Below are 24,063 nucleotides of genomic sequence, written 5' to 3'. Positions count from 1 at the left end.
GGTCAACACCGTCACCAGAACTCAGAGTTGCAGTTTCCTTGAAAGGACAGGGGCCAAAGACTTGGCAAATGTGTTTGTGAGGTGGTTATCCCGGTATACGAGCACGTTTCCTATGACTGCCGGACACGTATCCGCCCGGCACATGTAGTCAGCGAGGTCCAGGACCTCAACGCCCGACACCTGATCTGCGGCCCTTTTCAGTGGGTCGTCGCCCCTGTCCTTCTTGGGCCGGTCCACCTGGCATTGGGGCGAGTCGGGGCTCCTGCGCGCGACACAATCGGGCACAGAAAAGGCGGGATAAGGATTGTCGAGGACAACAGCAACCCGGAGGCCCTCATTCCTAAGCGGTCTTATGAGATCAACGTAGCCTTTCACCAAGGAATCAGTCGATTCCCACCGCCAGTGAAGGGCCTGCTCATAACCCTGGGGTACCATCCCGGATATAACCACCAGGTTTGGCCGGAGGGCCAGAATCCTCTGCAACGAGACTTGGTTCTGCGCCGAACAGTTGTTGTAGACGGTGGTCTCATCGGCGGGTGGCACGGCACTGAACGGACACCCGTTACGGACCATCGCATGTACCTGCCACCCGGTCGGTTTTCCTGCGAGCACCAAAGAATCCACAAACTGTGCAGCGTGGGAGTCACCCACGATCACCATGCTTTTCGAAGGATCCGTCACGCCGTAGATGCATCGTTCCGTGCCCATAACGGCAGGATCGTAGACACCGCAATCATCTCCGGCCGTGATGGGCACGTCCTTTAGCGCCAGCGAAGGTTCCGGCCGCATCGGCATACCAGCCGGGACGGGTATTTCACGCCCGGGGTCAAATGCCATGGCACCCGGATATTCACGGATGTTGAGGAGACCCTGCAATTCCTGGGATTTGGCTTCCACGATGCCCCACGGAACCAAAGCCGACCCAGACGTTGCGACCACTACGCCCACTGCCACGAGGAATGTTGCAGCAGGGCGGAAGCGTGCCTTCTTCCCACGCGCCGAAGCAGGCTTGGGCCGATGACGAACATACCTAAACCGCTGCTCGACAAAATAATAGGAGAGTATTGCAAGAATGATACTCAGTGCCACGACGACGGCACCGTGGACCCACCCGGGCTCACGGCCGAGGAAAAAGACATAAAAAACCACGACGGGCCAATGCCACAGGTACAAAGAGTAAGAGATGTCGCCTACGAACGTGATCGGCCGGAAACTCAACAGGGAAGATACTGAGTGAAATCCCTGCGCCCTGTCCTGGCCGCCGCCCGCTGAAAGGATCAAGATCGTGGCGGCAACCGGGAGCAAGGCCACGTAGCCCGGGAAGGCAAGTGACGTGGAGAACGTGAAGGCAGCGCAGACAATGCCTGCCAGCCCGGCCCACCCAGCCAGAATCCCGACTTTCTCTCCCGGCCGGCCCTTCCGGAGGAAGAGAGCAGTCAACCCGCCGGCGCCAAGTTCCCAGATGCGGGTACTGGTGGCAAAGTAGGCAATTTCGTGGTCGGAAGCAGACAGAAAAATACTGTGGACAAAGGAACCGGCTGTGAGCGCGGCAATTACAGCAACGGAGACAGATGTTGCGTCCCTACCGAACTTCCGGGCGAGAAACGCCCCTGCAAGAAGCAGAATCGGTATGACGATGTAAAATTGTTCCTCAACGGCGAGGGACCAGTAGTGCTGGACCGGAGAGACCAAGGCCGTGGCCTGGGCATAGCTGTTTGCGCTAAACGCCTGATTCCAGTTCTGGATTTGGAGCCCTGACGCAATCACGTCCAGGCTGATCGACTGCCATCTGCTTTGCGGGAGCAGAACCACGGTGCCCAGAACGATGGCCAAGAGCACGACAGTCGCGGCAGGCAATAACCGCAGAATCCTTCGTTCGTAGAACGAATGGATATTCAGGCGGCTAGAGTTCCCTATCTCTCGAACGAGTGATCCGACGATCAGGAACCCTGAGATCACGAAAAAAACATCAACGCCGACGAAACCTCCGGGGAGCGCCGAAGGCCAAATGTGGTAGACGATGACCAAACCGACGGCAACTGCCCGGAGGCCCTGAATATCAGGGCGCGGTCCTTTTGCTGCCCCGGTGTCCGGGCTTGATCGAACGTGCCGGCCGACAAGGGTCCCAGACGTGCGGGGCATCAGGACGGCACCTTAGGTTCGGGGCAATCCTGCAGGAACCGGCCGTTGTGGACCCGCTCAGGACCGAAGTATCGCAACTGCGTCATGAATCGAGCCATCGAACTTCACGTTGCCATGCTCAAGCAGGATGCCTCGTTCGCAAATCCTCGAGACCAGATCGAGGTCGTGGCTTACCACCACCAATGTCTTGCCATCACGCGCGAGTTCCTGGATCTTATCGATGCACTTTCGCTGGAAAGGCTCGTCGCCAACGGCAAGGATCTCGTCAATGAGGAATACTTCGGGGTCGGTGTGGACCGCCACGGAAAAAGCGAGTCGCAAATACATCCCAGAGGAGTAGAACTTAACCTCAGTGTCAATGAATTGGCCGATCTCCGAAAATTCTACGATCTCGTCGAACCGGTCTTTGACCTGCTGTTCAGTCATGCCGAGGATGGCACCGTTAAGGAAGACGTTGTCCCGTCCGGACAGGTCAGGGTGGAAACCGGCACCAACCTCAATCAGCCCGGCTACCCGCCCCCTCGTCTTGACCGTGCCCGTGTCGGGCAGCATCACACCCGAAATATGTTTTAGCAAAGTAGATTTGCCAGAGCCATTGAGACCCAACAGGGCTACCGTTTCGCCGGCCTCGACCTCAACAGAAACGTTTTTCAAGGCATGGAACTTCTCGGATAAGTCGCCCTTTCGGCCCTTGGCCAGCCACACCACTGCCTCCTTCAGGGACCTGGTGTGGCGCAATACGAATTGCTTGCTGATATTCGAAACTTCTATCGCCGTGACCACTTACAGCTCCTGTGCAAAACGGCCCTCAAGGCGCCGAAAGGTGTACTGACCCAAAACAACAATGACCACCGCGACCACGAGCCCAACAGGCAGCCACAGGCTAAAGAGGTTCGGGGGCATGGCTACCGAACCGTCAGTCGTCGGAAACCAGAACGCGTAGTGGAACAACTCCACCCCAATGGTGATCGGGTTTGCTTGGTACACGGCAAATGCAGTGCTTCCAAGCTTCTGCTCAACCATGGACCATGCGTACATGACGGGGGAAGCCCAGGTGGCAACCATCAAGAGCATATCCACGAGGTTTTCCGAGTCGCGGAAGTACACGTTGGCTGCACCGAAAAGCAGACCCAAGCCTGTCGCGAGAAGTCCCACGATGATGAATCCGGCGACGGCAGCCAAGAGTTGTACGGGATTCGGATGCCATCCCGCGAAGACGCAGCCCACGACGAGAACCACGAGTTGGGGGAAGAAGTGCACTGCAGACACCCAAACGGATGCTACGGGAAACAATTCGCGCGGAAGATAGATCTTCTTGATCAGGTTTCCGTTCATCACGATGGACCTTGCCGCGTTGCCCAATGCCTCGGAAAAGAAATTGATCAGGACGATGCCGGAAAACAGGTAGACGGCATAGTTTGCCAACCCGTCCGGATTCCTGGCGCTCCGCTCCAACCCAAGGAAGATTCCCAGGGCCACATAGAAGACTATGAATTGGACGCCCGGTTTTACATAGGACCAGAGGAGGCCGAGAACAGAGCCCCGGTACCTGACTTTTAGTTCTTTCCGCACCAGCAGCTTGAGCAGGAAGCTTGATTGCTTGATGTCCCGCAGTCCCCCGCCCAGTCCAGGCGTGGTCAACTCACTGGTCGAAATTACGCTCACTTGATCTCATTCTGCGTATGCTGCTCGAACGTCTTCCTCCACGACTCGATCGACGTCAGATCGTTCACGGCTGCCTTGTACTTCGTGCTGAGCGCAGGCCATTCCTTAAGTAGCGCCGCGTGAAGGCGACCGCTTTCGGCCAGCATCTTCCTCAGCCGCTTGGGATCACGCCGATACCATGAAGCGCCGGTTCCTTCAGCATTTGAGACCACCGCACTGTCGTACTGCGCCATCCGCCACCAGCGATTGTCCTGATGCGCCACTGTGGCCTGCGGGCGCTCAGCACTGGTACCCGTGACAGGCTTGACCAACTGCCGGGCAATGGTCTTGGCAGCCCAAGGCAGGAGTGTGATCCTCGAAGGTTGGGACGGCCCGTGCCCGCGGCGGGGCGGTTTGTCCATCTTCGGGGCCGGAAAGTCTTCCGGATCCGGCCGGAACACAGCATCGGAATGCGCCGACATCATCTCTCGGATTTCCGGCAGTTTGGTCGACAACAGGCCGGGCAGGGCATCCGGCCCCTTCAACACATCTTCCAATGCCCATTGCCTGCCCTGCGCGGTGGCGTATTGCATGGAAACCATGTGCTTGACGTCGCCGTACTGGGAAGCTTTGACAACTTCACCGCCGAATTCGTACGGGCTGTGAAGCAAGGCGGCCACAACGCGGTTCCGGGAGTGGAAGTAGGCCTGCCAACCAACCAGGTCGTCCTTGTCGATCCAAGAGACGTGCCACACGGCAGATCCCGGCAGCGAAACCGTGGGGTAGCCGTGTTCCTTTGCCCGCAAACCGTATTCAGCGTCGTCCCACTTGATGAACAGCGGGAGTGAGAGCCCAATGTCGCGGATAACTTTGGTGGGGATCAAGCACATCCACCAGCCGTTGTAGTCGACGTCGCAGCGCCGGTGCAGCCACGAAGTCTGCCGCAGGTTGGACGACAGGAAGTCGTGCCCGAGGATCATATCCTCGCTGGGAAGTGCCGGTTGGAAGCGGTAGGGATTAACTACTTCGCCAAACGTGTGCAAAACAGTCCGGTTGTACAGGTCGAACATGTGTCCGCCAACAAGGGTTGGCGTCTTGCACCGGTCGGCAAAGGTGAGGAGGCGGATGATGCTTTCAGGTTCGACGACGATATCGTCGTCCATGAGCAGCACATAGTCACTGCCATTTTCGACGGCCTCAAACATCCCGCGGGCAAATCCGCCGGACCCACCCAGGTTGGACTGGTTGATGATGCGAAGCTTGCCGGCCAGGCTCGCTTTTACATCGTCGAAGCCGGGAGCGTCGGAAAGTTTCTGTGTGCCTTGATCAACGATGAGGATCTCTTGCACGTGGGCAAGGGCCTCGGCGCTGTCGGCCAAGAGACGGAGGTTGTTCAGGCAGAAGTCCGTCTTGTTGAGTGTGGTGATCTGGAGAGTTACCGACCCCGGGGTGCTCTCAACAGTGGGCCCTTGCCATTCCGCGTCAAGCATGATCAGGGGCTCAGTTCCGGCCAACAGGTCGAACCAGTACCATCCACCATCTCCGAAGGGAGCCAGCGACAGTTCAAAATGGCTTTCCGAGATTCCTTCGACACGGCGGGTATCAACGCGCTGCAGTGACCCCCGGGCATTGGACTTGTAGACAATGACAGAACCGGCACCCTGAGTCCGGACCTGCAGCCGGACGTTGTCCACCGTTGTCCACCGACGCCAATAGCTGGCCGGGAAGGCGTTGAAGTAAGTACCGAAGGAAACCCGCTCCCCCGACCGGACTGAGGTGGAGTGCCGCGAGAGGAAGTCCTCTACGTGTGCCTCTTTTGTCGGGCTGCTGATGGTCCGGGGCTTGACATCCTTCCCGTCCCCGTCGCCGATCGTCGGAAGTTGGATTCCGGTCGCCGTGCCCATGTCCATGTACAGAGGCGCCGTGTCCATCTGGCTTGCACTGGGCAAGATCACGCGCTGAAGGGTATCCCAGTTCCCGGAAATCTCTTCAGCCGCCGCAACGGCGGCCTTCTTCTGGTTCGCAGTTGACAAGCTCATGCGTCCACGCCTCCACTTTCCAGCTTCACGCCGCTTTCGTAATGCGGCCGGATCTTGTTGTCGAACATGCTCAGCGCGGATCCAATGGCCATGTGCATGTCCAGGTACTTGTAGGTGCCCAGCCTGCCGCCAAACAGGACGTCGGTTTCAGCGGCGGCAAGGTCGCGGTACTTGAGCAGGCGTTCCCTGTCCGCGGAGGTGTTGACGGGGTAGTAGGGCTCGTCGTCTTTTTCGGCGAATCGCGAAAACTCCCGCATGATGACCGTTTTTTCGGTCTGGTAGTCGCGCTCGGGGTGGAAATGGCGAGGTTCGATGACGCGGGTGTAGGAGACGTCGTCGTCGTTGTAGTTGACGACAGAGGTGCCTTGGAAATCGCCGACATCCAGGACTTCTTCTTCGAAGTCGATGGTGCGCCAGGAGAGGTCGCCCTCGGCGTAGTCGAAGTAGCGGTCCACCGGGCCGGTGTAAACCACGGGAATCTTGCCGACCACCTTGTTCTTGCTGTAGTCGTGCGACTCGTCGAAGAAGTCGGTGTTCAGGCGCACCTCGATGTTCGGGTGCTCGGCCATTTTCTCGATCCACGCGGTGTAACCGTTGGTGGGCAGGCCCTCGTACTTGTCATTGAAGTACCGGTTGTCGTAGTTGTAGCGCACGGGCAGCCGGGAGATGATGCCCGCCGGCAGGTCCTTTGGATCCGTCTGCCATTGCTTCCCCGTGTAGTGCTTGATAAAGGCCTCGTACAGAGGACGGCCAATCAGTTGGATGCCCTTGTCGTTGAGATTCTGGGGATCGGTTCCAGCCAGTTCCCCGGCCTGTTCCTGGATGAGGTCCCGTGCTTGGCCCGGGGTGAGGTTGGCCCGGAAGAACTGGTTGATAGTGGCCAGGTTGATGGGCAGGGAGAACACCTCCCCCTTGTGGACGCCGTAAACCTTGTGCACGTAGTTGGTGAAGGTGGTGAACCTGTTGACGTATTCCCACACGCGCTCGTTTGACGTGTGGAAAAGGTGGGCGCCGTACCGGTGGATTTCAATACCGGTCTGCTCTTCCTTTTCGCTGTAGGCGTTGCCGCCGATATGGTGGCGGCGGTCGAGGACGACGACCTTCAGGCCGAGCTCGCTAGCGGCCTGTTCTGCGATTGTCAGGCCAAAAAAGCCGGACCCTACAATGACGAGGTCAGCGGTCACAAAATCTCCTGGTTTGAATACGGGCAGCACAATGGAGTGCATCGTCTGCTGTTCTAGCCTACCCGAGGGACCGGAGCGTCCGTCGAATCTCCTCCGCCCCTGTGATCGGCCGCACAGGCAGTCATCACGCGGGCCGCAGCGCCCCGTCCCGTTCGATATACGAATCCCGTGTGCCGGGGCAGACCCATCGGCCGCCTTCGCTTATCAACGGTTGGCCCGCCTTACCCACCCAGCCGATGCGCCGGGCGGGGACGCCGGCCACAAGCGCGAAGTCCGGCACATCCTTGGTGACCACAGCGCCGGCAGCCACCATCGCCCATGCCCCGATGGTTACGGGCGCTATGCAGACTGCACGGGCTCCGACAGCAGCTCCCTCCCGGATCGTGACCCCCACTTTGTCCCAGTCATCCTCTGTCTTGAGGGTGCCATCCGGAGTCACAGCGCGGGGAAAGACATCATTGGTGAGGACCACTGCAGGACCAATAAAGACTCCAGCCTCCAGAACCGCAGGTTCGTATACCAGGGCGTAATTCTGCACCTTGCAGTTATCCCCGAGAACTACGCCCGGGCCGATGTAGGCGCCACGGCCCACAACGCAGTTCTCCCCCAGGCGTGCCGCCTCCCGGACCTGTGCGAGATGCCACACTTTGGCGCCTGTCCCGATGTGCGCACCTGGATCAACGTCAGCACTGTCGGCGATGGTGCCCAAAGGAGACTCCCCTGCTGCTCATGGCCCTCCTTTCGAGGGCCGGATGTAGCGATCCTAGCCGAGGCCCCCCGCCATGCAGGCAGGCCTACCGTGAGGAGTTTTCCACATAGATGCCGATGCGGCTCCACGTGGTCTCCTGACGTGGATAGCGTGACGCCATGCGCACAAAGGATTGGCACCCATGACCGTGCATTGCACATTGGTTGGTGGTCCGGGATCCGCACGACTCGGGCCCCCTCTCGAACTGTCCATTGTGGCCGCGCCCGGCACTGCTGGTGCGGAGATCAACGAGCAGTTGTCGAAGAAATTCGGCACCGGCGCGGTCACTGTGGAGGGGCAGGATCTCTGTTCGTTGGTATCAGGCATTCCGCCGCTGGTGGACGCTGCAATTCTTGTCGACGGCGGGGCCTCGCCATCGAGTCAAAGGCCGCGCCGTTCTTCGGCCGTTAGTACGGAGGCCCCGCTGGCCCTCGCCATTCACAGCGGAGCCGCCGCAGGGACAGTCGTACCAATCCGGCGTGGCAGCTACACCATCGGCCGGAGCGGCACACGCATTGTCATCCAGGATCCGGAGTTGTCCCGCGAACACGCGCGCATTGTTGTCACTGACACGGACATCATCCTGATCGACCTGGACAGTGCGAACGGCACCTACGTCGATGGTGAAAGGATCCGGAACGCCGTGATCTCCACGGATTCAGGCATCAGGTGCGGGCAGTCAACCATGTCGCTGGTGTTTTCGGACCTGCCGGAGAGAGTGCTCTCAGATGCCGGAAGATCCGTGGCCGAACCCATCGTGGTCTCCGGCCGGGCTGAACCTGGCAACCGAGTGCTGCTCCTGCTGGCCGCAGTTCTCCCGCTGGCTATCGGCGTGGGGCTGGCAGTCTTCACCGGGATGTGGATGTTTCTCGCCTTCTCGGCGGCGTCCGCTCTTTCCGTTCTCGTTCCCATCATCGGCGGCTGGCGGCAGAGGCAGCAATTGTCAGCTGCCGTAAAAACAGCGGTGAGGGAAGACCGGGAGCGCCGACGGCGGTGCGCGCCGTCCCTTGCCGTCGTTGCCTTGGCAGCGCACCGGGGAACGCAGACGCCCGTTCCCGGTTCCGCTTCCGACGGCGTGTGGCTGAGGTTGGGCGAAATGGAACAGGAGGCCAACGTCCGGGTTGAGCCGGCAGACGCCGTCCGAACGATTCCTTGGGCGGGCAGAGTCCCAGTCCTCCTTGACCCGCGCCGGCCGCTCACTGTTGTCGGCGGCTCTTCAGCGGGGGTCGACGGCGCTATCCGTTCCCTTCTCATGCAACTTGCGGGCTACCCACTGGCCGTTACAACGGGGGTGGTCATCCACGGGCAGCCGGAGAATCTGCCGTTGGCCGCACGGTACCTTCCCGGGGTAACCCTCACGGGAACAACTGACGCCGGCCTCCGGGTTATCGGCGGCGGAGGTCCGTCCGGTTCAGAGCGGACCGTCTTGTTCATTCGCAGTGCGGGGCCGGCCACAGCGGGTGACCTTGAGGTTCGTGCAGCCGCTTTGGAACGGGGGTGGCAGGTTCTTCATTTTCTTCCGGAAGAAACCGCATCTCCGGCAGCTGATGTGTTCTTGTCCGAGCGCAGGTCGGTCATGCTCCAAGACCACGGCGAGACGCTTTTTGTCGCGGATCTGGTACCGGATGAAGTGTTCACCGCGCTGTGCCGACGCCTGGCGAAGGCCCCGAAGCAGGCGGACGGGCCGGTGCGGTCAATTCCGGACACCTGCGGTCTTGGCGATGTCCTGCCCCTGACTGTGGCGGAAACCGCGCGCCGCTGGGAATCGAATGCGGCAAGGGACGGACTCCCGGTGCCGCTGGGCCTGGGTGTGGCCGGGACAAAGACCGTGGATCTCCAGGCTGACGGCCCCCATTTGCTCGTTGCGGGCACCACCGGCTCGGGAAAGTCGGAACTGCTCCGGACCCTTACCTTTGCTCTCGCCCTGAGCTACCCTCCGGAGCGCATCAACTTCTACTTCTTCGATTTCAAAGGTGGCTCGGGCTTGGGCCCGCTCAGTGGCTTGGTCCACTGCGTCGGCCTCCAAACCGACCTGTCCACCTCCGAAATGGAGCGCACTCTCGTGTCGTTGCGGGCCGAAGTCAGGCTCCGCGAAGAACACCTCTCTGCAGCGGCGGTCCCGGACATCGCAGCCTACCGCTCCTCGCCAATGGCCGAGGACTTCGTCCTCCCCCACCTTGTCATCATCATCGACGAGTTCAGGATGCTCGTTGAGGATGCTCCGGAAGTGCTCCGTGAACTGTTGCGGATCGCTTCCATAGGGCGGTCGCTGGGCATCCATCTGGTGATGGCAACGCAGAGGCCCCAAGGAGCACTGACAGCCGATATCCGGGCGAACGTCACGTCCAGCATCGCCCTTCGCGTGCAGTCCGAGATGGAGTCAATGGACATCGTCAACTCGAAGGCCGCGGCGGCCATCGGTGTTGACGCTCCTGGCCGCGCCTTCCTGGCACGCGGAACGGAACCTGCCGAAGAGTTCCAGGCCGCATGCTTGGCCTCCCAGTCCGAGGATCCGCCGCGAGATACCGTCGTCGTCCAGCCGACAGCGGTGTACCTCGCTTCCCGGGAAGCAACGGACCTTACACAAGCAGGCCCTGCGCCAACGCCTGCTAAGGCAGCGGCTCCACTGGTGGCGCTCGTCGAGTCCCTTTGCGTGGCCCAGGCGAAACGGGTTCCCCGGCGACCAGTGGCCCCTCCCCTGCCGGAATACCTGGAAGAACCGGCCGGGGACTTGTCAGCCCCTGGATCCGCGGTGGCCGGGCCCATGTCCGGTGGACCTGGAGATGACGAAGGCACTGTGGACCTGGGACTGATGGATCTGCCCCATAAGCAAAAGGCGGCGACCTTAACCTGGAGCCGCGTCAACCATGGCCACGCCGCCTTCATTGGCAGCTCCACCTCCGGCGCGACGGCAGGCCTTGAACTGACGGCCAGGAGATTGCTGGCCAGCCCGTCCGAGGCCCATTTCTATTTCCTGGACAGCACGGGGAGCCTTTTGCCCTTCGCGCAAGTCAGTCGGGTCGGAGCCCACGCCGGTGTGCACGAGCTGCGCCGCGGAGTCCGGATCCTGGAGCGGCTTACCCGTGAACTCAGCAGGCGCCTCAGCCGGCCGGCCGCCGGGGAAGTACCCCTTGTTCTCATTGTCTCGGGCTGGGGCTCATGGGTCTCAGCCCTCCGGTCCGGCCCGCTGGCCTGGGCCGAAGACTTGGTCCAGGACCTCGTCCGCGACGGAAGCAGGGCAGGGATAACAATGCTGCTTTCCGGTGAACGGGAACTGGTTACCGCCAGGTTCTACGGCTCCATCCCCAACCGCTTCTACTTTCCGTCCGGCTCCACCGAAGAGAGCCGCGCCGCCTGGCCCCGGATGCCGTCCATTCCCGCCGTCGCGGGAAGGGCTGTTGTATTTGGTCCCGCAGCGGACGGCGGCCCGGCTGTCTGCCAGTTCTACCGACAGCCATTCGTTGGCCCAGGGCAGCCCTGCGCTGGCAGGAGCGCTTACCTGCCTGCGTCATCGCCACCGTTCAGGGTGGAGCCCCTCCCGGCTAAGATCACCACCGGCGAGGTCGCAGCACGTGCGGGGGGCACCCCGTCGGGGACCGCAGGGTCACGGACCGATCCCCGGAACGGGCAACCAGGAGCCGCAAGGGCCTCCGCAGCGTCAGGACAGGCCCGGGCCGTCCTCCTGGGCGTGGCGGGCGATGAACTGGAGGCAACGGCTCTCCGGATTCCGCCCAGCGGCGTAGTGGCAGTTCTCGGCGCTCCAGAAAGCGGTAAAAGCAACGTGTTGAGCGCCATGAAAAGGCTCAATCCCGATAAAAAATGGTGCTCGAGTCCCCCGCCGCACGAGGCCGAAGGAGACTTTTGGAAGGACGTGCTTCAGCAGGCAGAAGCGGGTGCACTGCCGCCAGAAACGCTGCTGCTGGTTGACGACATTGACCTTCTTGACCCGCCGGCAGTGAAGGACCTGGGCCACCTCAACGCTTTGGGCTATTCGCTCGTGGTCACCGCCGGTTACGGCCCTGTGCTGCCGCAACGCGTTCCCTTAATCCTGAACGCGCGGGCGGCCGGCCTCGGACTTCTGTTGTGCCCGCGGTCCATGGCTGACGGTGACCTGTTTGGGGTCCGCTTTGAGGTTGAGGCCAATCCACCGCCGGGACGCGGCATCCTGATTTCCGCGGGACGGTCCTGTCCCCTTCAAGTGGGATGGGCAGGTGCCGCGGGCTGAACCAGCGAATCTTCCCCGCCGCCGTCACGCAATCCAGGCGTATCAGGCAGGGTACCAACGCGGTCAGAGGGCAGGCGGCGGACTGCCGGTACGGGATGCGTGGCTGATTACCTTGTTGGAGAACAGGAGGACGATCGCGACGCCGGCCGGAACCACCATCGCCAAGCCGGCAAGAACCAGGCCGCTGGTCAGGGTGGGAACACCAATCGTTAAGACGAACAGTTGGGCCACCAGGGCCGCCGCCCGGGTCCACCTGTACCCGCGGTAAAGGAAGACGGATACGGCGAACAGCCAGGCGGAAAAGGCCAGCAGGAGGCCCAAGGTGAAGACGGCGCCCCACAACGAGAGCACGGGGCTGCCGGTGAACAGCTCGTAGCCGTACCAGGCGGCCGCCACCAGCAGGGCGATTGCTTCGGCACCGGCAATAAGCGCCACTACTCTTGCCGCGGCAGGTGCGGCTGCGGGATGTTTACCAGCCGGACGGCCGGGCCCGTTGCAGGGGTGGTCCGGAGACGTGGGGGCACCTTCTGGGTTTACCGGGGGTCTTGACACACTGGCACCCTACCGGACATAGTCGGACACTGGTGAGGGCAGGAGCCGCCACTGTGATGTATCGCTCAGGTTTCCACTGATATCAGGCGTTATTACCCCTTGTTTACACAGCGTTAACATGACAGGCTTGATGCAGATGACCAAGGGGGCCCAGAGGGCCCCTTTCCTTTGTAGCCACTAGTGAATAATTTCACAAAGGGCACTTCCCAGAAATGGAGCAACTGATCAGCATGGATTGGCGTAACCGCGCAGCGTGTCTCGACAAGGACCCCGAACTGTTCTTCCCCGTCGGAAACACAGGCCCGGCCCTCCTGCAGATCGAGGAAGCCAAGAGCGTCTGCCGCCGGTGCCCTGTAGTGGACACGTGCCTCCAATGGGCCCTCGAATCCGGCCAGGACGCCGGCGTCTGGGGCGGCATGAGCGAAGATGAGCGCCGCGCCCTGAAGCGGCGTGCCGCCCGCGCACGCCGCGCCTCCTAGGAGGCCCCCGCCGGCACCGTCCAGCGCACCGTTGTAAACAGAGGCCCCGGGTCGATCCGCAAGGATCGGCCCGGGGCCTCTTTCGTTTTTCCTGCCACTCCATACCTGCCGGCTTACCACAGCGGCGGCTCCCGGAGTGGTCCTTCGCCTACTTCCCGTGCAGGCTGAGCCTGATTTTGACCTCGGTTCCGCCGCCCTCGCGGCGTTCCCAGGTAATGGTGCCGCCCAGTTCACTGGTGACCAAAGTCCGTACGATCTGCAATCCAAGCCCTTCAACGTGGGGTGTCTCAGGGAGCCCCACGCCGTCGTCGGCTATGGTTACGGTCAGCTCCTCGCCGTCTTCCCCCTCGGACCTGTCGGCCAGGAGCCACACTGTCCCGGCCCTGCCCTCAAGGCCGTGTTCAACTGCGTTGGTCACCAGTTCGTTGATGACCAGGGCCAGCGGCGTGGCCAGGTCGCTGGGGAGCTCACCGAACGTGCCCGAGCGTTCGGTCCTTACCTGCTGCGACGGGGACGCCACCTCAGCGGACAGCCTGAACTGGCGCCCGATCAGCTCGTCGAAATCAACGCTCTGGGTCAGGCCCTGCGACAGTGTTTCGTGCACCAGGGCGATGGTGGCCACGCGGCGCATCGCCTGCTCCAGCCCCTGCTTGGCCTCATCGCTCACCATCCGCCTGGACTGCATCCGCAGCAACGCAGCCACGGTCTGGAGATTGTTCTTGACCCGGTGGTGGATCTCGCGGATGGTGGCGTCTTTGGTCACCAGCTCCATTTCCCGCCGTCGCAGTTCCGAGACGTCCCGGCAGAGCACCAGCGCACCGAAGCGCTGCTGCTCATCGCGCAGTGGGATGGCCCGCAGGGACAGGCTGACGCCGCGGGATTCGATCTCGCTGCGCCAGGGCATCCGTCCGGTCACCACAAGGGGCAGTGTCTCGTCGACCATCCGCCGGTCCTTGAGGAGTCCGGCGGTCACCTCGGCGAGGGAGCGTCCCTCCAGGGATTCGCCATCGCCGAGGCGGCGGAACGCGGAGACACCGTTGGGGCTGGCGTACTGCACCACGCCCTCGGCATCAAGCCTGATCAGGCCGTCCCCGACCCGGGGTGCGCCCCGACGCGAACCGGTGGGTGAGGCGAAGTCCGGCCACAATCCCAGGGTGCCCATTCGCAGCAGGTCATACGCGCACTGGCGGTAGGTCAGCTCCAGCCGTGACGGCATCCGGGAACTGGACAGGTCCATATGGGTGGTGACCACCGCAAGCGTCCGCCCGTTCCGGACCATGGGGACAGCCTCCACCCGAAGCGCCATCTCACTGTTCCAGTTGGTTTCGCTGGACCGCTCAATGGAGCGGCTGTTCCAGGCCTTGTCCACCAGCGGCTGCAGGTCCGAGCGGATCCCCTCCCCCACGAAGTCGCTGTGGAACGCGGTATGCGTGGTGGAGGGGCGCACGTGTGCCAGCGCGATATAGCCAAGCTCCGGGTGGGGGAACCACAGTGCCAGGTCGGCGAACGCCAGGTCCGCGACCATCTGCCAGTCCCCCACCAGGAGGTGCAGCCATTCGGCATCGCCCGGCCCGAAATCAGCGTGTTCCCTGATGGGGTCCGTAAAGATTGCCACTGCACCTCCAGTTGCGACGCCGCATTGCTAGCGTCGGACGATTGACCTCAAGAGCCTCAATGCTACCGACAGTGAGGCCATGTCGTCGGCCTCCAAGGCGTTCACTTCGTCGAACATGCTCTTTGCCCTGCCCAGCTGTTCAGCATTTTGAGCCTCCCAGTCCTTGAGCCGCGCCTCCGGTGAGTCGGCGGCGGATGTCGCGTCCAGCACCGCCGTCGTCATGTCCGACACCGTTGAATACAGATCGTCGCGCAAGGCAGCCCGCGCCAGCGCCTGCCACCGGTCCTGCCGGGGCAGGCTGCTGATCCGTTCCAGCAGCGAATCCGCGTGGAACCGGTTGAACACGGTGTAGTAGGTGGCCGCGATCACCTCCACCGGGTCCTTGCGGGACCGGGCGATCTTGGCGACATCGAGAAGCACGAAGCTCTCAAACAGCTCGGCCCAACGCAACGCCAAACCTTCCGGCAGTTCCCATTCGCGGCCCTTCGCCAGCCAGTCGGCCACCCGTTCGCGGTCATCGCCGCGCAGGTAGTCCAGCAGGCGGGCCCGCATCGGATCCATGAGCGGCTTAAACTCCGCCACTACGTCAGCGATGGGGCGCGAAACGCTTTCCTGGCCCAGCAGCCATCGGACCGCACGATCCAGGAGCCGGCGAATATCCAAATGGACGGTGCTCCAGTGCTCCGTAGGGAACGCAGCCGGCAGGCTGTTCAGGTCCGCGACCATCGCATCCAGTTCGTACACCTCCCGCAGCGCCACGAACGCCTTGGCGACGGCCACTTCGCTGGCCGACGTTTCCTCCATGACCCGGAAGGCGAAGGTGATGCCGCCGAGGTTGATCATGTCGTTGGCCACCACGGTGGCGATGATCTCGCGTCGCAACGGATGCGTGTCCAGCTCCGCGTCAAAGCGTTCGCGCAGCTGGTGCGGGAAGTAGGATCGCAGCGTGTCCCGGAACCAGGGATCGTCGGCCAGGTCGCTGTCCCGAAGCGCCGACGCCAGCTCGATCTTGGCATAGGCGGCCAGCACCGACAGTTCAGGTGATGTCAGGCCCTGCCCCTGCTGGAGGCGCTCACGCAGGGTTTCGGTCGTCGGCAATGCCTCCAGGTCGCGCTTCAGGTCGGCGCTCTTCTCCAGCCAGTCCATGAGCCGCTCGTAGCTCGGGCTCCACTCCGCCACCCGGCTGCGGTCGTTCAGGAGCAGGATGTTCTGGTCGATGTTGTCTTCCAGGACCAGCCGGCCCACCTCGTCGGTCATGGACGCGAGGAAATCTGCCCGTTCGTCCGCCGGCAGCTTGCCCGCGGTGACCATCCGGTCAACGAAGATCTTGATGTTGACTTCGTGGTCGGAGCAGTCCACGCCCGCAGAGTTATCGATCGCGTCAGTGTTGAGGATGACTCCCTGCAGTGCCGCCTCAATGCGGCCGCGCTGGGTCATGCCGAGGTTTCCGCCTTCACCCACCACCTTGACGCGCAGGTCCCGGCCGTTGACGCGGATGGCGTCGTTGGCTTTGTCCCCCACCGTTGCGTTGGATTCGGAACTTGCTTTCACGTAGGTGCCGATGCCGCCGTTGTACAGCAGGTCGGCCGGCGCAAGCAGGATGGCCCTGAGCAGCTCCGGCGGGCTGAGTTCGGTCGTTTCGGCCGGCAACCCCAGCGCCGCCCGTACCTGCGGGGACACGGGAATGGACTTGACCTGCCGGGCGAAGACGCCGCCGCCTTCGCTGATCAACGCCTTGTCGTAGTCGTCCCAGGAGGACCTGGGCAGGTCGAACAGTCTCTGCCGTTCTGCGAACGAGGAGGTCTCATCCGGCGTGGGATCCAGGAAGATGTGCCGGTGGTCGAATGCCGCAAGCAGGCGGATGTGGCGGGACAGGAGCATCCCGTTGCCGAACACGTCACCGGACATGTCGCCCACGCCCACCACAGTGAACGGCTCGGTCTGCGTGTCGAGGTCAAGTTCGCTGAAGTGCCGCTTCACCGACTCCCAGGCGCCCCGGGCGGTGATGCCCATGGCCTTGTGGTCGTACCCCACGGAACCGCCGGAAGCGAACGCGTCCCCCAGCCAGAATCCGTACTCTGCGGACAGGCCGTTGGCAATGTCCGAGAAAGTAGCCGTTCCCTTGTCCGCCGCAACCACAAGGTAGGAATCGTCGTCGTCATGCCTAACAACGTTCGACGGCGGCACAAGCCGCTCGCCGTCACCTTCAGTGAGCAGGTTGTCAGTGAGGTCCAACAGGCCCCGAATGAACGTCTTGTAGCTTTCGACGCCTTCCGCCATCCAGGCCGCGCGGTCCGTTGCCGGATCCGGCAGCTGCTTGGCGAAAAAGCCGCCCTTTGCCCCGGTGGGAACGATGACGGCGTTCTTGACCGTCTGCGCTTTCACCAGGCCCAGGACTTCAGTACGGAAATCTTCCCGCCGGTCAGACCAGCGGAGGCCCCCACGGGCCACCTTGCCGAACCGCAGGTGCACCCCTTCAACCCTCGGAGAGTAGACCCAGATTTCGAACATGGGCCGCGGGAACGGCAGCCCCTCGATCCGGGCCGGATCCAGCTTGAAGCTCAGGTGCGGCTTGTCCTGGAAGAAGTTGGTGCGCAGGGTGGCCTCAATGAGGTTCCCGAAGGTGCGCAGCACGCGGTCGGCGTCAAGCGTGGCAACCTTCTCGATGGCGGCTGCCAGCTCCTGGCCCACGGACGCCTGGGCCCCGGCACGGCTCTCGTCGTTTATGGACGGGTCAAATCGGGCAGCGAAAAGCGCGATCAGGCCTCGGGTCACGTCCGCGTTCGCCAGGAGTGTGTCCGCCATGAACCCGAAGGAACTGCTGCTGCCCATCTGGCGCATATACCGGGCGTAAGCTCGCAGCACCGTGATCTGCCGCCAATGCAGGCCCTCCCGCAGCACCAGGCGGTCGAAGCTGTCCGACTCGGCCGCTCCCGTGACTGCCGCGCCGAAGGAATCGGCAAGGAGCTCTCCAGTGGTGAGCGGATCCACGCCGGCCGGGTATTTCAACCCAAGGTCGTAAAGGAAGAAGTCCCTGCGATCGGCGGTTTCGATCTCGAACGGGCGTTCATCCAGGACTTCCAGTCCAAGGTTGTGAAAGTACGGAAGGATCTGGCTCAGGCTCTTGGGTTCCAGCATGTAGAGCTTGACCCGGGCGTCCTCTTCCAAAGTGGCGCCTGCCCCTTCGGGCAGGTAGACGTGGACGCCGGGACGGTCCTGCCGGGCGCCGGTGCTCCGCTCGGCGGCGGCCCCGTACTTCTCGAAACGCGCAATATCCTCAAGCGCGTCCTCTACCTCATAGTCCACCCGGTAGCTGGCAGGAAACGCTTCGGCCCAGATGGCGGCAAGGTCCTTGGCCTCTGCCGCGTCCCGCCCTTCACGCAGGACCTCGGTGATGCCCTCGCTCCAGGACCTCGCTGCCCGCACAAGCCGCGTTTCCAGTTCGTCGCTGTTGACGTGGCTCACGTCGGCGTTCTTGGGCAGGCGGATGCGGAAGAACAGGCGTGCAAGGGCCGACTCGGTCATGCGCGCTTCGTAGTCGATCGAGACGGCCTGGAACGTTTCCCGCAGCTCTTGCTCAATGCGGAGGCGGACGTTGGTGGTGTACCGGTCGCGGGGCAGGTAGACGACGGCGGACATGAAGCGGCCGTAGATATCGGGCCTGAGGAACAACCGGGTGCGCCGCCGTTCCTGCAACTTCTGGATGCCCAGGGCCGTTGCCGCAAGGTCGGGGATTTCGATCTGGAACAGTTCATCGCGGGGATACGTCTCCAGGATCCCCAGCAGGTCCTTGCCCGAGTGCGAGTCCGGCGGGAAGCCCGCGGTTTGCAGCACGGCGTCGACCTTTTCGCGGACGATCGGAATGTCCCGAACCGACCCGGCGTAGGCACTGGTGGCAAAAAGTCCGATGAAGCGGCGCTCGCCGTTGACGTTGCCTGCGGCGTCGAAACTCTTGATTCCGATGTAGTCAAGGTAGGCCGAGCGGTGGACGGTCGAGCGGGAATTGGCTTTGGTAATGACCAGGGCGCGCTTTTCCCGTGCCTTCTTGCGGCCGGTGTCGGTGAGGTGCTGGATATGCGGGGAATCTGCGGCTGCCCGCAGCAGTCCGAGCCCGCTGTCTTCCCGCAACTCGAGGACGTCTTCGCCGTCAACGTTCAGGAGGTCGTATTCGCGGTAGCCCAGGAACGTGAAGTTCCCGTCATCCAGCCAGCGAAGCAGGTCCTTGGCCTGGCGCAACTCGGCGATCTGCGCGGGGTGGGCCACCTGGTCCAGGCTCCGGGCGATCTCCAAAGCTTTTTGGCGCATCTTTGGCCAGTCCTCGACGGCGGCCCGGACATCCTTGAGCACTCGGGTCAGGCCGGCAAACAGGGACGTCTTCGCTTCGTCCGAAATGCGCTGGATTTCGACGGCGATCCACGACTCCATATGGGAGGCGTTTTCACCTTGGGCGATGAGGTGGGAAAGGTTGGGCATAGCGGCCGTATCCCCGCTCGAAATACCCAAGTGGGCAGGAACCCTGTTGACCTTGACCAGCTCACCGCTTTCCCGGTTCCTGGTGGCGACGAAAAGCGGGTGGACCACAAGTTTGATGGCTGCGTGCTGCCGGACCAGTTCCGCGTTCACTGAGTCGACAAGGAAGGGCATGTCGTCGGTGACGACAAAAACCACGGTGCTGTCCTCTTCGTCGGCAATCGATCGAGATCTTTGCCTGTCCGGGCTGCCGGACCGACGCCGCCTTGTGATGCTCTTCGGCCCGGGCCGCCAGTAGCTCGCGAGGGTAGCTCCGGGCATCCTCCTCGGCCAAGTGCTGGTAGTAGTCCCCCATGAAACCCTCAAGGCCTTCAATGGAGAGGGGCTGATCCTCCACACCGGATCCAGACGACATCGACAACGCCTCCACTAGAGAAATTCGCCGCACCTTTGCAGCTCTTATGGCGAGCCTAGTCCTTTGCCCTTCGCCGTGGTGTGGAAGAAGACACAGAGGATTTCGGTTTTTGCTGGGCGGGTGCACAAACCAGTTCCCGGATCGCTTTGCGGAGTGCGGACTCCGGTGCACCTTCGTGCAGCAGGGAGCCCGCCAAGAGTGCGGCGTCCGCCGCGGCGGGGTCGTACGGCAGGAATGCGGTGAGCCCGGACGCGGGGCCGTATCTGTCCCACGCGTCCCGCAATTGGCGTTCGGGGCTTCTGCCGACGGCGGAGGCGCGCACCTTGTTCATGACGACCGTGGGTGAGGCCTGCGGAACGGCTGTTTCCAGTTCGGCGAGCGCACGCACCAGCCTTGGTACACCCACCGGATCCGCCGCCCCGACTGCATAAACCGTGTCGGCCAATTCCAATGCGCACAGTGTCGCCGCATTCCGCCGCGGCGCCATCGTGTCGAAGCTGAGCTCTTCATCGGCCTCGAGGCAGAAGCCCGTGTCGACCACCACAACATCCGCCATGTGCCTGGCCCGCTCAAGCACCGCAGCCAAGGCCGCAGCCCGGAGTTCGGTCCACCGGTCGGCGCGGGTTATTCCCGTAAGCACCTTGAACGTCCCGGACGTGGTGGCAACGGTGGAGGCCACCTTCCGAAGCGCATCAGTGTCCAGCGTCCCCTGGTCAGCGAGCCTGCACGCCTGGGCAACGCCGGCCGACTCATCGAGCAATCCCAGGACGGCCGCTACGCTTGCGCCATAGGTGTCGGCGTCGACAAGGAGGACCTCCCGGCCATCAACCGCCATCTCTCCGGCGATGTTGGCGGCAACCGTAGTCCTTCCCGGCGACCCCGCCGGACCCCAAACGGCGATGATCCTTCCGTTCCCGGCCCCGTCCGCGCCAGGCGGGGGGTCGACCGGATCGGTGGCCAGCGCAGCTCCGGTATCAGCTTCCGCGCTTAGCATGGCGGGGCGACCAAAACCGGTCAATTGGGAAACTGCGTCCGCTATCTTGTCCGAAAGCTCCGCGGACTGGACCCCTGTCAGCGCCGAGGCCACCCCGATCTTGCGGAGCCTGGCCGCTTCATCAGCGTTGTCGGTCAGGGCAATGATCGCAACACCGACAGCGCCAAGGCGGTCTACCAGGGAGGCCGTCAGCCCCTCGGAACCTTCAGCCACGACGGCGGCCCTGGCGAGCCCGCTCTGGCAGGCGGCCAGCAGTTCCGGAAGTTCCGCGCATCGCCGAACCACCGTGACGGGGCCGTGCAGCCGCTCAAGGCCGTCGACCACATCCTCCCGGCTTTGGCCCACGGTAACGACGGGAATGCTCATCGGGCGCCACCGGGGTTCCATACGACCGATATCTTTGCCTCATTGGCCTGGGCGCCGAGCAACGCCGGCATCTGATTGTCCTCCACCAAGACCATCAGCACTGTTGTCTTCGATGATCCGAGGGCCGTGGACCCCGTTGTCACCTCGCTGATCTCGGCACCAGGCAGGAGGAGCTTCGGCTCACTGAATCCGTTCTTGGCGTCCGGCTGCGCCACCCAGACGTCCACGCGGGCGCCGGCAACAGCCTGTGACGGCAACGTCTGCTCAATCGAGAGCGCTACGGGCTTCCTGTCCAGCCGGTCGACTTCACCAAGGCTTGCACGAGGAACAAGCTGGTCCTTGGCAATCCTCTGCATGGCGACCACGTCCTGTGGCAGCCCGTCCTCCACGGTGATGTAGTGCTGCTCGGTATCTCCCAGCCGGACCTTGGCGCGCACCACGTTCTCACGTGTCAGCCGTTCACCCACCGCAATGCCGTCCCGGGCGGCATAGACCTCGGTTGTCCGGTCCGCGCTGCCCACGAGAAAGACGACCCCGGCTACGGATACCAGGACCAGGAGAACGCCAACCAACAGCCGGGGGTCTTTCCACGATGGACGCTTGAGCCGCGCAGCACGAACGCTTGAATCAGGAACCATACCGTTCTCCCCCTTGGCATCCCGGACCCTCCCCACTGTGGCCGGACTCCTCATTGTTGCCGCAAGGCCCGTGGAACAAAAGTCATTTGCCCAAAACCCCCCAATATGTGGATAACGGGCACAAACTGCGCCACTTGATGGCAAAATGAGTCCATGCCAAGGTTTCTCACGCTCGCTGACGTCGCTGAGCAGCTTCAGATCAATTCGCCCGCCGCGTATGCCTTGGTGCGCAGCGGCGAGCTGAAGGCCATCCAGGTGGGCGGGAGGGGCCAGTGGCGGGTCGAAGAAAAAATGCTGGAGCAGTACATCCAGGACCGCTACGCCGAGGCCAGCCGCATGATTCAGGAGTCACGCGCAAAATCGATGTGACTGGCTTTGAGCACGCTTCAGCCCCTGCCTGCACCACAACGTACACGGCTGCCGCTACAGACTGCCCGTCTTGCGTGAGCTGATCATGGCAAGCCCGGCAAAGGGTATGGCGGACACCTGGCTTACGCCCTGGCTCCTTCGGACCTCTCCGGGCGTGACCTCCGCCAGGTCAATGTAGTCCCTTCCCACGCGGTCGATCACGCCGGCCAGGCGGACGGATCCTGCCGCACCGCCAACCGTGACCGCCAGTTCCACCCTGTCCCGCGCAAGGCCACGCAGGGAATGGGCGAGCCCAATCGACCGGCGGACCACAGAAGTCTCTGCCCGCGAGTGCCGTCCCAGACCGACGTAACGTGCCACGGCCGCATAAGGAACAAGCACCTGGTGCTGTTCTTCGTCCAGGACCAGAGCATCCGCCCCGGCATGGGTGAGTTCACCACGCGCTGATTCACCGCAGAGCAGGTGGACGCCGATGCGGCAGCCCACCGACCCCCGGAGTCTGTCTTCCAGGGCCAGGCTTACCAACTCGGCTCGTGTCCGCTCATTGATCTCGGCGTCCAGAGACAGGCGGTCAGCTTCCGCAAGTTGGCTTTCGATGTCATTGAAGAGTGCATCCCAGCGCATTCCGCCAGCGTAAGTTGCCCTTCCTCCCCGGTCAACGAAGGCTCGATTTCTCTCCAGCGTATGGACAAACGCTTCCTACAGGGTCCAAACTGAGTCAAATAACACCAAACAGCATAAAATGACATCAAAAGGATAGATAATGAATCGTTCGGCGGAAGCGCGATGGTTAGACAGCACTGCCACGATTGCCTTGCTGCTGCTCGGCGTCATGCTCTGCTTCCTCGGGTCCGGGCTTCTTGCCCAATGGCAGGCCTCCACCGCTCGCAACCAGGAATTGTCCGTGGAAGTCTTGTTGGCGGCGGCCGCAGCGACGGCCGGCGCCGGGATTCTGCTGTGGTGGGTCGTCGCGATCGCGTGCGCCGGTTCAGGTGTGCTGCTGGAGCGACTTGGCCGACGTCGGGCCGCGGCAGCCGTGCGCCGGCTCTCCCCCGCGTTCATGCAGCGGGCAGTGGTTGCAGCCCTTTCGGTCCAGCTGCTGACAGGGGTGGCCGCACATGCCGCCGGAACTGATCCAGGACCCGCTTGGACCCCAACGCCGGCCCATTCGTCATCGGCCCCCTCGGGCGCCTCGCCCACGGGGAGTATTCCGGAGTCGGGCGGCGGAACAACCGTACAGCCCGCCGCGGAACCATTAGGGGGCCAGGCGATCCACGCACCCGCGGCGCAACGCGGGACCCAACCAAGCGTCGCCCCCCTTGCACCCGGATGGCGACCAGCTCCCCAGGTGGTGGAGCCCGGCCTGCTCGCCACATCGGAGAGCCGGGCCGCACGTGAAGGAAAGTCCGGGACCGAGGCTACAACCGTGGCCGTGCTGGCCGGGGACACGCTGTGGGACATCGTGGCCACCCGTCTGGGCCCCGGAGCATCGGATGTGGACATAGCCCTCGAATGGCCGCGCTGGTACACCGCGAACCGCGAGCAAATCGGCGGGAACCCTGATGTCCTGCTGCCAGGCCAAATCCTCCAGGCGCCAAAGGCGTCCTGACTGCTCCTTTCCTGCCGGGCAGTCGAACCAGCCAATCACACTAAGGGGAACCCAATGATCGCAGTGACACCGATACGTGCCAACCAGGACAAGGCTGCCAATGCCAGGAAGCAACCGGGCGAGGCGGGGATGGCCCTCAACGGGACCAAGGCCGCGGAGCATTCCCGGGGAGAAAACCCGGCACCCTTGCGGCCTGTGGATGAGGCTGCGGAAGTCCGGGCCATCACCCGCGGGACGGTCCAGGCGTCAATGGAGGTCCTGGCCGGAATCCGGCCCATCCACCAGCTTGCGCGCCGGCTTGATCCACGGTGCCTGGCAGCACTTCAACACCGGGCAGCACTTATCAGGCGTGAACTTACCCGGACCGGCAACCCGGTTCTGGCCCGTCTCCACCGGAATTCAGTGGTCCGCTCGGTCCGCGTCTGCGAGGTGGCCGACGGTATCTATGAAGCCAGCGCCGTCGTGGTGGATGACGTGCGCGCCCGCGCCGTTGCTGTCCGGCTCGAACGCAGCAAACAAGTGTGGCGGGTGGTCGAACTTGTCATCGGGTGAAGCCGTGCGAAGATTGCCCCAC

At 62.9% G+C, this 24,063-nt stretch carries 16 protein-coding genes and 1 pseudogene; 5 read left to right on the top strand and 12 right to left on the bottom strand.

Going from position 1 to position 24,063, the window contains the following annotated elements; translation table 11 throughout:
• Positions 1-21: 21 nt before the first annotated feature.
• From QF050_RS11245 to QF050_RS11220, 6 genes are all read right to left on the bottom strand, one after another.
• Entirely contained in the window at positions 22-2,142 is a 2,121-nt protein-coding gene (locus tag QF050_RS11245) for an acyltransferase family protein (protein ID WP_308930501.1), read from the bottom strand.
• Positions 2,143-2,199: 57 nt separating this feature from the next.
• A complete protein-coding gene (locus tag QF050_RS11240; protein WP_308930500.1) occupies positions 2,200-2,925 on the bottom strand; it encodes an ABC transporter ATP-binding protein in 726 nt (241 codons plus the stop codon).
• Positions 2,926-3,807, bottom strand: a complete 882-nt coding sequence (locus QF050_RS11235; protein WP_374121522.1) for an ABC transporter permease — start codon at positions 3,805-3,807, stop codon at positions 2,926-2,928.
• Complete coding sequence (locus QF050_RS11230) at positions 3,804-5,825, bottom strand: glycosyltransferase (protein ID WP_308930499.1); 2,022 nt, start codon at positions 5,823-5,825, stop codon at positions 3,804-3,806. Before QF050_RS11230 ends, QF050_RS11235 begins: the two co-directional genes overlap by 4 nt.
• Complete coding sequence (gene glf, locus QF050_RS11225; protein WP_308930498.1) at positions 5,822-7,009, bottom strand: UDP-galactopyranose mutase; 1,188 nt, start codon at positions 7,007-7,009, stop codon at positions 5,822-5,824. The genes QF050_RS11230 and glf overlap by 4 nt, the downstream gene beginning before the upstream one ends.
• A gap of 124 nt (positions 7,010-7,133) precedes the next feature.
• Positions 7,134-7,718 carry an acyltransferase gene (locus QF050_RS11220; protein WP_308930497.1) on the bottom strand — a complete coding sequence of 195 codons (585 nt, stop codon included), beginning with the start codon at positions 7,716-7,718 and terminating at the stop codon, positions 7,134-7,136.
• A 181-nt stretch (positions 7,719-7,899) separates the two neighbouring features.
• On the opposite strand from QF050_RS11220, the gene QF050_RS11215 reads away from it, so the two are divergent.
• Positions 7,900-11,982, top strand: coding sequence for an FtsK/SpoIIIE domain-containing protein (locus QF050_RS11215; protein ID WP_308930496.1), 4,083 nt, complete (start codon positions 7,900-7,902; stop codon positions 11,980-11,982).
• Between the two features lie 63 nt (positions 11,983-12,045).
• Here the strand turns inward: QF050_RS11215 and QF050_RS11210 are convergent, their stop codons facing one another.
• Entirely contained in the window at positions 12,046-12,417 is a 372-nt protein-coding gene (locus QF050_RS11210; RefSeq protein WP_308930495.1) for a hypothetical protein, read from the bottom strand.
• Between the two features lie 347 nt (positions 12,418-12,764).
• On the opposite strand from QF050_RS11210, the gene QF050_RS11205 reads away from it, so the two are divergent.
• Positions 12,765-13,013, top strand: a complete 249-nt coding sequence (locus tag QF050_RS11205; protein WP_003804966.1) for a WhiB family transcriptional regulator — start codon at positions 12,765-12,767, stop codon at positions 13,011-13,013.
• Between the two features lie 148 nt (positions 13,014-13,161).
• Here the strand turns inward: QF050_RS11205 and QF050_RS11200 are convergent, their stop codons facing one another.
• The 4 genes and pseudogenes from QF050_RS11200 to QF050_RS11185 form a co-directional block, all read right to left on the bottom strand.
• Entirely contained in the window at positions 13,162-14,628 is a 1,467-nt protein-coding gene (locus QF050_RS11200; protein WP_308930494.1) for a PAS domain-containing sensor histidine kinase, read from the bottom strand.
• Between the two features lie 27 nt (positions 14,629-14,655).
• Positions 14,656-19,513: pseudogene (locus QF050_RS11195) on the bottom strand (NAD-glutamate dehydrogenase).
• A gap of 55 nt (positions 19,514-19,568) precedes the next feature.
• Entirely contained in the window at positions 19,569-20,873 is a 1,305-nt protein-coding gene (locus QF050_RS11190; protein WP_308930493.1) for a P-loop NTPase, read from the bottom strand.
• Entirely contained in the window at positions 20,870-21,511 is a 642-nt protein-coding gene (locus QF050_RS11185; RefSeq protein ID WP_308930492.1) for a hypothetical protein, read from the bottom strand. The genes QF050_RS11190 and QF050_RS11185 overlap by 4 nt, the downstream gene beginning before the upstream one ends.
• A 153-nt stretch (positions 21,512-21,664) precedes the next feature.
• On the opposite strand from QF050_RS11185, the gene QF050_RS11180 reads away from it, so the two are divergent.
• Entirely contained in the window at positions 21,665-21,880 is a 216-nt protein-coding gene (locus QF050_RS11180; RefSeq protein WP_308930491.1) for a helix-turn-helix domain-containing protein, read from the top strand.
• A gap of 54 nt (positions 21,881-21,934) precedes the next feature.
• Here QF050_RS11180 and QF050_RS11175 read toward each other — a convergent pair whose 3' ends face one another.
• Positions 21,935-22,504 (bottom strand): hypothetical protein, encoded by a 570-nt coding sequence (locus tag QF050_RS11175; protein WP_308930490.1) that lies wholly within the window; start codon positions 22,502-22,504, stop codon positions 21,935-21,937.
• A gap of 139 nt (positions 22,505-22,643) precedes the next feature.
• Here QF050_RS11175 and QF050_RS11170 point away from each other — a divergent pair, with 139 nt between their 5' ends.
• The gene (locus QF050_RS11170; protein WP_308930489.1) at positions 22,644-23,489 is read left to right on the top strand and encodes a hypothetical protein; all 846 of its coding nucleotides are present in this window, start codon (positions 22,644-22,646) and stop codon (positions 23,487-23,489) included.
• Between the two features lie 54 nt (positions 23,490-23,543).
• Complete coding sequence (locus QF050_RS11165; RefSeq protein ID WP_308930488.1) at positions 23,544-24,041, top strand: Rv3235 family protein; 498 nt, start codon at positions 23,544-23,546, stop codon at positions 24,039-24,041.
• Positions 24,042-24,063 lie beyond the last annotated feature (22 nt).

This window comes from Arthrobacter sp. SLBN-112 (assembly GCF_030944625.1).
Classification (GTDB): Bacteria; Actinomycetota; Actinomycetes; order Actinomycetales; family Micrococcaceae; genus Arthrobacter.
Note: the sequence above shows the minus strand (reverse complement) of the source record. Positions and strands in the feature narration are given on the sequence as shown.